At 67.2% G+C, this 12,320-nt stretch carries 11 protein-coding genes; 4 read left to right on the plus strand and 7 right to left on the minus strand.

Going from position 1 to position 12,320, the window contains the following annotated elements:
* Positions 1-45: 45 nt before the first annotated feature.
* Positions 46-525: a nucleoside deaminase gene (locus AC1C2M_RS12950; RefSeq protein WP_495436924.1), complete on the minus strand. Its 480-nt coding sequence runs from the start codon at positions 523-525 to the stop codon at positions 46-48.
* Positions 526-644: 119 nt separating this feature from the next.
* Here AC1C2M_RS12950 and AC1C2M_RS12955 point away from each other — a divergent pair, with 119 nt between their 5' ends.
* Entirely contained in the window at positions 645-1,064 is a 420-nt protein-coding gene (locus AC1C2M_RS12955; RefSeq protein ID WP_495436926.1) for an ArsR/SmtB family transcription factor, read from the plus strand.
* Positions 1,061-1,543, plus strand: a complete 483-nt coding sequence (locus AC1C2M_RS12960) for an SRPBCC family protein (RefSeq protein ID WP_495436928.1) — start codon at positions 1,061-1,063, stop codon at positions 1,541-1,543. The genes AC1C2M_RS12955 and AC1C2M_RS12960 overlap by 4 nt, the downstream gene beginning before the upstream one ends.
* 26 nt (positions 1,544-1,569) lie before the next feature.
* Here AC1C2M_RS12960 and AC1C2M_RS12965 read toward each other — a convergent pair whose 3' ends face one another.
* Positions 1,570-1,818 carry a hypothetical protein gene (locus AC1C2M_RS12965; protein ID WP_108963473.1) on the minus strand — a complete coding sequence of 83 codons (249 nt, stop codon included), beginning with the start codon at positions 1,816-1,818 and terminating at the stop codon, positions 1,570-1,572.
* Between the two features lie 230 nt (positions 1,819-2,048).
* Between AC1C2M_RS12965 and AC1C2M_RS12970 the strand changes: the two genes are divergently transcribed.
* Positions 2,049-2,822: a VOC family protein gene (locus AC1C2M_RS12970; protein WP_483406419.1), complete on the plus strand. Its 774-nt coding sequence runs from the start codon at positions 2,049-2,051 to the stop codon at positions 2,820-2,822.
* A 191-nt stretch (positions 2,823-3,013) separates the two neighbouring features.
* On the opposite strand, the gene AC1C2M_RS12975 is transcribed toward AC1C2M_RS12970, so the two are convergent.
* From AC1C2M_RS12975 to AC1C2M_RS12985, 3 genes are all read right to left on the minus strand, one after another.
* The gene (locus AC1C2M_RS12975) at positions 3,014-3,958 is read right to left on the minus strand and encodes an LLM class flavin-dependent oxidoreductase (protein ID WP_495436930.1); all 945 of its coding nucleotides are present in this window, start codon (positions 3,956-3,958) and stop codon (positions 3,014-3,016) included.
* A 94-nt stretch (positions 3,959-4,052) separates the two neighbouring features.
* Positions 4,053-5,843, minus strand: coding sequence for a hypothetical protein (locus tag AC1C2M_RS12980; RefSeq protein WP_495436932.1), 1,791 nt, complete (start codon positions 5,841-5,843; stop codon positions 4,053-4,055).
* A gap of 739 nt (positions 5,844-6,582) precedes the next feature.
* Complete coding sequence (locus AC1C2M_RS12985) at positions 6,583-7,587, minus strand: diacylglycerol/lipid kinase family protein (protein ID WP_495436934.1); 1,005 nt, start codon at positions 7,585-7,587, stop codon at positions 6,583-6,585.
* A 446-nt stretch (positions 7,588-8,033) separates the two neighbouring features.
* On the opposite strand from AC1C2M_RS12985, the gene AC1C2M_RS12990 reads away from it, so the two are divergent.
* Positions 8,034-8,483, plus strand: coding sequence for a hypothetical protein (locus AC1C2M_RS12990; RefSeq protein WP_495436935.1), 450 nt, complete (start codon positions 8,034-8,036; stop codon positions 8,481-8,483).
* 440 nt (positions 8,484-8,923) lie between these two features.
* Here the strand turns inward: AC1C2M_RS12990 and AC1C2M_RS12995 are convergent, their stop codons facing one another.
* Positions 8,924-10,525 carry a M20/M25/M40 family metallo-hydrolase gene (locus tag AC1C2M_RS12995; protein ID WP_495436936.1) on the minus strand — a complete coding sequence of 534 codons (1,602 nt, stop codon included), beginning with the start codon at positions 10,523-10,525 and terminating at the stop codon, positions 8,924-8,926.
* 265 nt (positions 10,526-10,790) lie between these two features.
* Positions 10,791-12,227: a M14 family zinc carboxypeptidase gene (locus AC1C2M_RS13000; protein ID WP_495436938.1), complete on the minus strand. Its 1,437-nt coding sequence runs from the start codon at positions 12,225-12,227 to the stop codon at positions 10,791-10,793.
* Positions 12,228-12,320: the final 93 nt, after the last annotated feature.

Consider the following 12,320-nt stretch of genomic DNA (forward strand, 5'->3'; position numbering starts at 1 on the left):
CAAACGCGACAGCGTCGACGTGGCACAACCCCCTTGTCGTGGCGGTCAGTATTCCGTTCTGTCGGCCTTGGTTGCCCAGGCTTCGAACGGTGCGAGTGGCCGCTCGGCCGCGCCGGGCATGACGGCGATCGCGGGCGCTACCTTGTCGAAGTGGTCGTCGAACCGCTTGTCGGCGAAGCCCGCCCGTTCGGCGTCAAACCGATCGGCGGCAAAGACCACAGCGTCCACGTGGGCCCAGAGAGATGCCGCGACGCAGAGCGGGCACGGTTCGCAGCTCGCGTAGAGCGTCGCCCCGGTGAGGTCGAAGGTGCCGAGATCGGCGCATGCACGCCTGATGGCCATCACCTCGGCGTGGGCCGTTGGATCGTTCAGGGCCGTCACCTGGTTCGTGCCTGTGTACACGCCGCCGTCCGCCGTCACGACGACCGCACCGAACGGCCCACCACCCGCCGTCACGTTCTCGACGGCGAGTGCGACGGCCTCGTTGAGGTAAGCGGATGCTGCACGGTCACCGGATTCGAACATAATCCAGAGGTACCACAGTGAGAGTTCCTGCGGAGGATTCCGGGCGTGACTCTTGACGGGCGGAGAGGGCAGTCCTACCTTGTTAACAACCATCCGGTTGATAAAGGAAAAGGTTGACGATGCTTTCAGTCCCCGCCGTTGATCCGGACGCCGCCGTGGACGCTGACGCGCGGCTCGACCGGGCCTTCATGGCGCTCGCCGACCCGGTGCGCCGGGCGATCATCGCGCGATTAAGCCGGGGACCGGCATCCGTCAACGAACTCGCCGAGCCATTCGCGATCACCAAGCAGGCGGTATCGAAGCACATCGCCGTCCTCGAACAGGCCGGACTGGTCAGTCGCTCGCGCGACGCGCAACGCCGCCCCGCCGCGCTGGTCCCCGAGGCGCTCGAAGAACTCACCGCCTGGATCGACGCCTACCGACTCACCGCCGAATCACGCTTCCGCCGGCTCGACGGGGTCCTCGCCGGCACACACATCACCCACCCACAGAAAGAGAAAGAGAAAGAGAAAGAGGAAGAAGGAGAGGAAGAGAGATGACGAATCCAACCACGATCACCGTCCCGGACGGAGTGCCGTTCATCGAGATCGTCCGCGAATTCGATGCGCCCCTCGAGGCCGTCTACCGGGCACACACCGAACCCGAGCTCGTCCTGCAGTGGCTCGGCCCGCGCGGCTATGTCATGGACATCGAGCGCTGGGACATCACGACCGGTGGCGGCTACCGCTATGCACACCGCGTCGACGGCGAGGAGTACTGGTTCAACGGTGTCGTGCACTCCGCGTTACCGGAGAAGGGCATCGTGCAGACCTTCGAGTTTGAGGGGTTTCCCGGCGCGATCAGCCTCGAGTTCCTCAGCCTCGAGGACCTGGGCAACGGTCGCACCCGCGTAACCGGGCACAGCGTGTACCCGAGTCTGGAGAACCGTGACGGCATGGTGCAGTCCGGCATGGAGAAGGGCGTCAATGAGGGCTACGAGCAGCTCGATGAGTTGCTCGCGACGCCGGTCTCCGCGTAAGGAATGCCGCCCGCCAGTGTCTCGCTTCAGTAGCCGTCTCTCCGCCGGGGTGAGCGAGGCGCTGGCGGTGGCGGCACTTCCTTCGCCGCGATGACCCGGTCGAACCGGACGGTCTCCATGCCGCGCTTGCCCGCGATGACGCAGGCGGTGTCGTCTCCGCGCATGAACCAGCCGAGGGCATCCGTCGCCTGACCGTCATCGAGTGAATATCGAATGACCACCCGGGTGCCCTCCGTGGTGCCGCGGAGGAACTCGACCGCCTCGTCGTTCAGCATGCGGATGTGGGGCTCAAGGGAAGCATTCCTCCAGCTTGCCACGTGCCGTTTGGGCCGATGCGCGATTTTCGGGAGGAGAACCGAGGGGTCCGTCGTCCATAGGTGGATGGGCACCCGGATTGACCGCCCGAAACATCGGGACCGAGCGTGTGAGCACCGCCGATCCGCCCTAGCCGCACCGAATCTGCCGGAGTACCCTGACCGACAACACACGGACGAAGGGACTTCGCATGCCTGACATCACGGTGAACACGCCGGGGGCGCCCTGCTGGCTCGAACTCACCACCTCGGACCCCACCCGCTCGCAGGAGTTCTACGGTGAACTCTTCGGCTGGGACGCCGAGATCGGCGATGACGTGCTCTACGGCGGGTACGTGAGTTTCAACTTGAGCGGCAGGCGCGTCGCCGGCGCCATGAAAAAGCAGGAGGACGCCCACTACCCGGATTCCTGGTCGGTGTACCTCCTGACAACGGATGCCTCGGCAACAGCCGCGGCCGTCGCCGAGGCCGGCGGGGAGAATATGTTCGAGCCGATGGACGTTCCGCACATGGGCGTGATGGGTTTCGCGACGGATGCCACCGGCGCGACGGTCGGCTACTGGAAACCCGGTGAGCACACGGGGTTCCAGGTCGAGCGGGAGCACGGAGCGCCCGTGTGGTGCGAGTTGCTCGCGTCAGACTTCGAGAAGGCCGTCACGTTCTACGAGAAGGCGTTCGGCTGGACCCTCAGGGACGAGGGCGACAGTGACGACTTCCGCTACAAGACCTTCGAGCGTGACGGCCAGGCGTTCGCGGGGATTTACGACGCGAAGGGCGACCTCGCCGAGGGAGAGCCGGCTTCATGGGCGGTGTACTTCGGCGCCGACGACGTCGACGCCACGGTGGCGAAGGCGCTCGAGCTCGGTGCCACCCCGAAGGATGCCGCGACGGACACCCCGTACGGCCGCATCGCCTCGGTCACTGACCCGACCGGTGCGGCACTGCGGCTCATGTCGTTCTCGTAGCGGCGCATCGCTTGGGTTTGCGTTCGGATGCCCCAAAACCGCGGTTTGCGGATGCTATTCCGCGCATTTGCGGCGCGCGAACGGCCCGCGTGAGGGCGAGTTTCCATTCCAGTCGCGCGATTACGTCGAATGCGGGCCCATTCGACGTAATCGCGCGACTGGAACGGCGCGCGGGAGCGGATGCCTGGACCTCACCGCCCGATCAGCGGGAACACGTCGTCGGCAAAGCGGCGGTAGCTGGCGATCGGATCGTCGGCGCCCGCGACGAGGATGATGCGGTCGGCACCGGCCTCAACCCAGGCGGCGACAGTGCGCTCCGCGTCGGCCGGCGTGCCACCGATGGCGAGCGACTGCAGGATGTCGTCGGTGAGCTCGCCACTGCCGTCGGCGCCGAGACCCGCTATCTCGGTCAGGCGGCCGAACACGCCGAAGTCGATGAGCCGCTGTACCCGCGAACGCACCTCAGCGATGGCCTGGTCGCGATCGTCGCCGATGCTCGTCATCGCGAGGAGGAGGGTTTCTCCGTGACCGCCTGCCGCCGCCATCTGTTCGCGTGCCCAGCGGACGGCATCCGGCGCGGCAAGTTCAGGGAGCAGGAGCCCGTCGGAACTGCGCGCGGTGACCCGGAGCCCGATCGGGCCCGTCGTGCCGAGGAAGACCTTCGGTGGTTCGGCGGGCGGGAAGCCGAGTGTGACGTTCTCGAGGTGGACGTGGGTGCCGTCAACGGTGACGGTCTCACCGGCGAGGAGGCGGCGCAGCGCCACAGTTGTCTCCTCGAGCGCCGCGAGCGGCTTGGGCACGCTCGCGCCGATCTCTTCCATCCAGGACGGGATGCCGTGGCCAAGCGCGATGATCACCCGGCCGGGTGCGAGACGCGCGAGCGCGCCGATCTCCATGGCAGCGGTCGCGACGTTGCGGGTGACGGCGGGGAGCAGCCCGATGCCGACCGAGATGCGTGAGGTGACCGCGAGGGCCGTCGCGGCCATGGTGATCCCGCCGGCCCAGGGCAGGTCCTCGCTGAACCAGAGTTCGTCGAACCCGGCATCCTCCGCCCACTGGGCGAACTCAGGCAGGCGCTCCGGCGCCCAGTCGGGTTCGAACCGCACTCCGATACGTGGCGTCGTCGTTGTCGTCATGACTCGAGCGTATGGCAGCGGGTCGGGTCGAGGGCGGCAGTGTGCGGCGCGGTGTTGCGGATTGCGGCGCCGGTTGCCGGCCGATCACAGGTACCTACTGGTAGGTGATGAGCTCCGGGGTCGGGTGCACCTGTGACATGGTCTGCTCGGGAGTGAGCATGGGAGCGTCTTCGTCGTAGAAGTTCTTCCAGCCCCACGCGACGCCAGCGGGGGCATCCCTCTTGACGTTCGCCCAGGTCGCCTGCTTGTCGGGCTGGCCGCCCTGGCCGTCGACGTGGAGGAGCATCCCGATCTCGGGTCGGCTCAGGTCGAGCGTCTCCCGGTCGGTCAGCATGCTCGGGCGGAACTGGTGCACCACGAGCATCTTCTGGGGCAGGCCCTTCTCGTTGGTGAGGTCGGCGAGCCAGTGCGTGACGGAGTTCACCTCTGCCGCTGACACCGAGCCGATGTCGTGGAGGTGACGCTGGTCGGGGGCGAGGCGCCACTCCGGGTCGAGCGCGAGCCCGACGTTGGGCAGTTCGAGCAGTGACTGGTACTGCTTCGCCTGGGTGAGGAAGTCCGTCCTGCCCGGCTGCAGGTCGATCACGACGTAGATGCCCGCGTTGGCGGCGGCGTCGATCCACGGCCTCAGTGACTCCGGCGAGAGCTCGTTCGAGAAGTTGCCGTCATCACCGGGGCCTCCGGCGGCAACCGACGCGATGATCTCGAACATGGGCACAACAGTCTTCGGCGTGAACGCCTGGAATGGCGCCGCAACCTGCCTGGCGCGCTCGACCGAGCCAGCGGCATCCTGCTCACCCAGAACGCCGAGGACCGAGGTGGTCGGTGTTCCGTAGATGGCGACGAACTGGTGGTTCTCGAAGAGGAGCTGGCCTCCGCCGGGAAGCTGGGTGCCGCTGCGTGCGGTGCGCACCTTCCAGTCGAGTGCCGGTTCTGCGCCGAATGCGGCACCGATCGCGAGGGTTTTCTCGGTCTTCGAGGCGTGAAGGGCGTCGATGACGGATGCGTTCGCCTGCGGATTCGCGGAACCCCCGGTGAGCAGGTGCACCGGGATGCCGGCGGAGCGGGCGGTCGCGATGGACGCGAGCTGGGCGGCGCCGTCGATGGCGATGGCGGCCGTGTCGTCGATGGGGGCAGGGCGCTCAAGGTCGGGGATGTCGGCGCTCGGAGTGCTGGTGCCGCCGGTGTTGGTTGTTTTGGTCGTCGTGGTTGCTTCGGTCGCTTCGAGGGCCGCGATCTCGGCGGCGAACGTCGCGGGGTCTGCGGAGGCGGGTTCGGCGAGCGTGTGGCCGATGGTTGCGCTCGCGGCCTTGATGGTCGCCTCGACCTGGACGACGGTGAGCGACTCGTCGAGGGATGCTCCGTCCGTGTCGCCGACCACGACCGCGGTGGTCGTGTCGAGTCGGGTGAGTTCGTCGTCGAGCGGGCTTGGGGCGGCAGTGGAGCCGGCCGGGGGGTCGGCCGGGGTGGCGGCGGGGGGCGTTGCCGGGGAGCCGGCCGGGGGCTCAGTCGTAGGTGTGGCTGGGGAGTCTGCCGGGGGCGTCGTTTCGGTTTCGTCATCGCCAGCGACCGGCACGGCCGCCGGGACGTCGATGAGGAGCGGCACGCCGAGCGCGACTGCTGCCCGAGCGGCAACGTTCTGTGCCTCAGCGGCTCCGGCCGACGCGACGACCACGAGTGGTGCGGTCTCGAACAGTGCGCGGCTGGTGGCAATCGACGCCGCACTTTCGTCGGTGTCCGCGAGAACCGTGAGCGCGGCATCCGGACTCGTCGTTACCGTCGCGGTCCCCGACTTTTCGGACGCCCCCGACGGCGTGCACGCGGTGAGAGCGAGGACTCCGACGACGAGCGCCGCCGCGGTGCGGAAGCGGCTCGGGCGGGTCATTCCTCCACGGTATGTCACGCGGGCGGAGGTCACCAATCCGCTCGCGGGTGTCGGCGGAGCTGGTGCCCTGGGGTCGCCGGGTGGCTGCCTCGTCGAGCGCTGCACTTCCATGCTTGCGCTGCAGTTACTTCTGCAGCTTGAGCATGGATCTGTAGCGCTCGGTGGCACGCTCCGTCGAGCGGATGCCGCGGGTCGGCAGAGCGCGCTGGCCTCTGTTCGAGGCGCGCCGGGTCTGGCAGGTGCGAGGGGTGGCGCGCCTGGCATGTGGGGGCGGGCAGCCGCGCCGTCGAGCGCTGCACTTGCATGCTTGCGCTGCAGTTGCTTCTGCAGCTTGAACATGGATCTGTAGCGCTCGACGGCGGAGCTGGTGCCCTGGGGTCGCCGGGTGGCTGCCTCGTCGAGCGCTGCACTTCCATGCTTGCGCTGCAGTTACTTCTGCAGCTTGAGCATGGATCTGTAGCGCTCGGTGGCACGCTCCGTCGAGCGGATGCCGCGGGTCGGCAGAGCGCGCTGGCCTCTGTTCGAGGCGCGCCGGGTCTGGCAGGTGCGAGGGGTGGCGCGCCTGGCATGTGGGGGCGGGCAGCCGCGCCGTCGAGCGCTGCACTTGCATGCTTGCGCTGCAGTTACTTCTGCAGCTTGAACATGGATCTGTAGCGCTCGGTGGGCGAGCTGCCTAGAGCGGGTGCCGCGGGTCGGTAGACCTAGGCGAGTATCACCGCGCGCTGGGCGTGGCCAGCGGTCAGGAGTCGGCGGGAACCCGCACCAGCAGTCCGCCCGGCTCGACCCAGGTCTTCAGCGCTGTTGCCTCGCCGAATTCGTCGCCGTCGAGCTCGATCGGCTCCGCCCGGCTCAGTCTCACGGTGAGCTTCTCGCCGCGGAAATAGTTGAGCGCCTTGACGTCGGGCGACACGAGCTTCTCACCGAGCTTGGTGCGCCGGAGCACCCCGTTCTCCCAGATCACCTTGACGAAAATCTGCACCCAGCCGACGAAACCCTCTGGCCGCAGCACGATGATGTCGAGCTCACCGTCATCCACGGCGGCATCGGGCAGCAGCACGACGTTCGCCATCAGCGAGCCGCAGTTACCGATGATGATGGTGTGGGCGCGCACGGCCCGTGGCTTCTCTCTGCCGACCTGGTACCGCATCCGCAGGTAGTTCTTGTCGGTCAGGGCCTTGCCGATCGCACCGACGTACGCGAGCCAGCCGACCTTGGCCTTGAGCTCCTCATCGGTGTTCGCGAGCATCTTCGCATCGAGGCCGAGACCCGCCATCACGAGGTAGGCGTGGTGGTCGATGGCGCCGCCGGAGCGTTCGATGTCGATCTTCGCGAGGTCGATCGGGCGGTTCTTGCCGCTGAACGCCGAGTGCAGCGAGTGATCGAGGTCGTCGAGCGTGAGGTTCAGGTTGCGCGCGAGCAGGTTGCCCGTGCCGGACGGCAGCAGTGCGATCGGCACCTTCGCGCCGGACATGGCTTCGGCAACCGCGCGCACAGTTCCGTCGCCGCCGGCCGCGATGATCATGCCGGCACCGTCGTTGAGAGCCTGCGTCGTGACCTCGCCACCCGGATCCTCGACGGAAGTCTCGTAGTAGCGGGTCTCGGCCCACCCCGCTTCCGCCGCCTCGCGGCCCGCGGCCTCCTTGATCGCGTCGATGTCGACCTTGATCGGGTTGTAGACGACAGCGGCGAATTGCTGCCCTGAGGTGTCTGAAGTGTCTGCGCTGCCTGCGGTTTCTGTGCTCACGATCTCACCGTGGCTGGTTCAACCCCGGTTGCGCAAGTCCCCCGGTCAAGAAGGGACGGATGCCGCCGCGTCTGCTATGGGACGGCGCTCGGATGTCGCATCGGGGCGGTGCGGATGTGCCGTGGCGGCTGGGGCGGATGTCGTATTCGGCGGGTCGGATGCCGCGTGGGCGGAGTGGATGAGTGGGGATGGGGCGGATGCCGGGTGGGGATGGGGCGGATGCCGGGTGGGGCCGGGCGGGGGAGGGGGCGGATGCCGCGTGGGCGGGGGCTGCGGTTGCTGGGTGGGGAAGGGGCTGGGGCTGTGGCGGTGTCGCCGGCGCGCTCACCCCAGGTTCCGCGTGCAGCGTCGCGTCGGGCTGCTCACCCCAGGTTCATCCTCCCGGTGGACCCCGGATCAACCCCGGGACCGATCCGCGGTGCGCGCGCAGCCGCTGGACTGGAGTCATGCTCACACACCGCTCTCTCCTCACCGTCGCGGCCGCCACCCTCGTCGCCCTCACGCTCAGTGGGTGTTCCGTGAAGGACGTGCTCAGCAATTCCCGCGAGGCGCTCTTCGCGACCTATGACGCCGCCGTCGAGCACTGGACCTCCGGCGATATGCCCGGGTGGATTCCGACGGATGCCACTGACATCCGTTCGCTCGAAACAAAAGATGGGCGACTGTCGGTGATCCGCGTCACGACGTCGAGCCCGCCCGAGGGGGACTGCGTCGAGCGGGCACGGGAGGGCGCTCCCGTCCTGACCGCGACGTGGACGGCCGCTGCGGAGCGTCCCGCAGTGGTTACCGTGTGTGACGAGTACGAGATCATGCCCGTCGAGGGCGGCTGGCTGGGCTGGTTCGAGGGGGAGGAACCGCCGAGCCGGCTCGCGCCGTCCTCGGAAGCGGGGATGTAGCCCGCGAAGCAGCGAGCGCCATTCATCCGTCGTGAATGTCGGGTTTGCGGTGGGCTTGTCGGCATATGGGTCGGATGAACGGATGGAGCAGGGGTCGGCAGGGCGTCATCCGTCGTGGATGTCGGGTTTGCGGTGGGTTTGTCGGCGTTTGGTTCGGATGAACGGATGGAGCGGGGGTCGGCAGGGCGTCATCCGTCGTGGATGCCGGGTTTGCGGTGGGTTTGTCGGCGTTTGGTTCGGATGAACGGATGGAGTGGGGGTCGGCCGGGCGTCATCCGTTGCGAATGTCGGGTTTGCGGTGGGTTTGTCGGCATGTGGTTCGGATGAACGGATGCCGTGGGACCGGCATGCATGCGGCATCCGCCCCGCCCAAATCCACCCACACAAAACCGGGGCCCGCCGCACTAATGCGACGGGCCCCGGCTCAGCGAGAGGTGCAGCTAGCGGTTTCCGCGCGGACCCTTGTAGTCCCAACGGTCGGTGTAGTGGTGTCCCTTGCCGTGACCCTTACCGCCGTGCTTCTTGGTCTTGGTCTCAGCGAAGGTCGCCGTGGCGTGCGCGAGAGCGTCCGCCATTTGCTCCAGCACAACGGGATCGATGTTGTTGATGTCGTCGCACGCCGCGTGGTAGCACGGGTCGTACGGCTCACCGGCAGCGCCGCCGAAGATGGCCGCCTGCTCAGCAGTCTTGATGTTCTCGGCCCCGGTGAACAGTCCGCCGGCAGGAATGTTGTTCGCGATGAACGGGCCGTAGTCGCTGCGCCCGTCGAACGCGGTAGGCGCCGTCGCGAGTCCCTGGGAGGCAAAGTACTCGTTGAACGTGTCCTCGATGACGTCAGAGCCAGGAGGAGGGCCGGGCTCGACCGCGAACGTGTCCCCATCGCCGTCGTAGACGAAGCGCACCGCATTGGTCGATCCGAGCATGTCGAAGTTGAGGTTGAGTGCGTGCTGCTGGATCTCAGCATCGGTCAGCTGCGCGACGTAGTGCTCTGAGCCGAGCAGTCCGTCTTCCTCCCCGCTCCAGAACGCGAAACGCACCTTGTTCTTCGGTGTGAGGTTCTTCTTCGACATCTGCAGTGCTGTCTCGAGGATCGCCGCGGTTCCCGACCCGTTGTCATTGATGCCCGGGCCTTCGAGAACGCTGTCGAGGTGTCCGCCGACGACGACGGTCTCGTTGGCGTTACCCCTGCTGTCGGCGAGGAGGTTGAACGTGTTGATGGTCTCCTCGTGCGCGTCAAACGCGAGTCGCACTTCGGCGCCAGCGGTCGTCGCGAGCTGCTCACCGAGCGCGAACGTTGTCGTCGCGACCGGCAGTGAGAAGATCGTGTCGCCCAGCGTTCCCGCGAAGAGACCGGTACGGTCGTCACTCCCCGTGACGGTGCCCTGATTAAAGATGATCACTCCGACCGCTCCCGCCGCGAGGGCGTTGTCGGCCTTGACCCGGAACTCGCAGGTTCCGCGCTGCACGAGGGCGATGTTGCCCGCGGTGAATCCTGCGAAATCGGATGCCTCACATCCGCTTGTCGAGGCACGGTCACCGACGAGGTTCACGTCGACAGCCTGCACCGGAGCGGTGACATCACCCTCTGAGGCATTGCTGGCCTCGAGGAAGTCGACCTGGTAGCCGTAGGTCAGGGGGTTGGGTGAGACCTGCTCGAGGGCAGCGGTGTCGACCACGCTCTTGACGTAGCTGAACGGTTGCCGCCAGGTGGTGTAGCCGGCCTTCTTGAGCTTGGCCTCCATGTAGTCCGCCGAGGCGACGTGGCCGGGTGTGCCCGCGGCGCGGTTGCCGCCGTTGGCATCGGCGATGTCCTGCAGCGCCTGGAGGTGCTTCGTGATGCCGTCGGCTGTAACAGCCTTCCTCAGTATTTCGGAGGCCGACTTCGCCGCCGGGTTGCCGTGACCGTGACCGTGGCCGCCACCGCCGTGCCCGGGCCCTTTGCCCCCGCCGGCGTATGCGGGCCCCGCGAAGCTGACGGCGACGAGAGCGCCGGTCGCGAGGGCCGCCGTGAACACGGATCCCACCTTGCGTTTCTGAAACATGTATTGCCCCTTCATTGGAGAGTGACAGTTACACCGGGACTCGTGACCCCGGCACAGTGTTCCAGAGACTAGACCCCTGAACGGGGGCAGGGGAAGAGTGAGCTGAGCATCCCTCTCGTCCGGTCCCCTGCCTGGGGGACCGCGGAATCATGCGGAAGTAGGGCGGTTTCAACCCGGACCCGGGGCATGCGCGATGGCGTCATGGCACCCGCGCGACTGCGCTCCGTTCAGCGCGTTCGTCCGGTTGCGATTGTGCCTGCGGCGCTCAAACCTGCGGTGCGGCGGTCTCGTGTGGGAGCGACAGCGTTCCGGCGAAGTGGGCCGCCCCGGCGAGAATAGCCCCGTACTGGACACCGACGAGCGAGGAGATCGGGATGACTTCCGCGTTGTCTGCATCTGCGGCCTCCCGCTGCCATCCGGTATAGAGCGACAGCATCCGTTCGGTGATTCGGCGGAGTTCCGCCGGTGCGGTGCCGGCGTTCACCTCCGCTTCGAACGCGCGCAGCAGCATCCCACCGAAACGCAGCCGGAACATGTGGACGAGGTCTTCGCAGCCGAACCGCTCGGCGACCGTCGCCGGTCGCTGGGCCTCCGGCTGTCGCGACCTCGCGATGTTGGACTCGCCGGTGGCCTTCATCATCGGCACGAAGGCGCGCGAGCCACGGAGGAAGGGCGTGTCGATCGTGAGCATGGGCTCGGCCTCCGCGAGCAGCTCGATGAGCGCGGTGCCGAAATCGACGAACTGTTCTCCGGTGCGGGCGAGCAGTGCCGAGTAGGTCTCGTCGGTGGGCTCGGTGTTGTCGGCATCCGGGTGTTTCCAGTACGGAAGCTCGGCGATCAGCGACAGGGTGCCGTACCTGAGGGCGTAGTCGCTCGATGCGTTGCCGCCAGAGCCGGGCGGGAAGGGATCGCCACCGAGGGATTCGACCCAGTCGTAGACCTCCTCGAGGCTGCCGGTGATGAAGACCGCCGGGGCCAGTTCTTTGAGGTGGCCGCCCTCGGGCTCACCCTTGTCGAGGGGAAGGCCGAGGCTCTCGGGCACCGCGGCGAGCACGTCGTACAGCTCGGGAACATCGCGCGTGAGGTAGTAGTAGACGCCGCCCATTTCCGCGTTGTGCAGGGCGACATAGAGGTCGGGTTTCGTGAGGTCGATTGCCCGGGCGAGAGCCTGGGTCTCGGGCAGCATGGCGTCGAAGTACGCCTTCTTGTAGCTGAACGGGAAGGTCCACTCGACCTGCTCGTTCGGGGCTGGACGGTAGAACGCGCGTGCGTAACTGCCGCGGTCGCCGGGGTTGGCGAACCACCCCTCGTTGAGACGGGCGCCGTCGGGGTCGATGCAGGGAACGATGTTCCAGCGCGCGCCGAGTCCGATGCGGAGGTCGTCGTCGGTGGCGAGCTGCTCGAGCAGGTGCAGAGCGGTCCACGCCCCCACCGGTTCGTTCGGATGCACACCGCCAACGACGAGGTGCGACAGGGGCCCATCGCCGATCGAGTACATCTCGAGGGCGTCGCCGAGCCGGCTGGTGCCGATTCGTTGCACAGAGATCAGCTGCGGGTGTTCGCCGCGGAGCTTCTCGAATCGAGCGGTGAGCTCGTCCATGGGAGGAAAGGTGGTGTACTCGGGGACCCAGCCGGCCCGCCGAAGGATGTTCTCCGGCGAGCCGACCTGGTTCTCGCGACCGAGGGTCGCAGATGTTTCCACTGTTCTTGGTGTTCCTTTGGTGCTGGTGCTGGTGCTGGTGCTGGTGCTGGTGCAGCGCGCAGCGCGCAGCGTTTCTAACGATACGGCTCCCCA

Source organism: Mycetocola sp. Y444 (assembly GCF_059445295.1).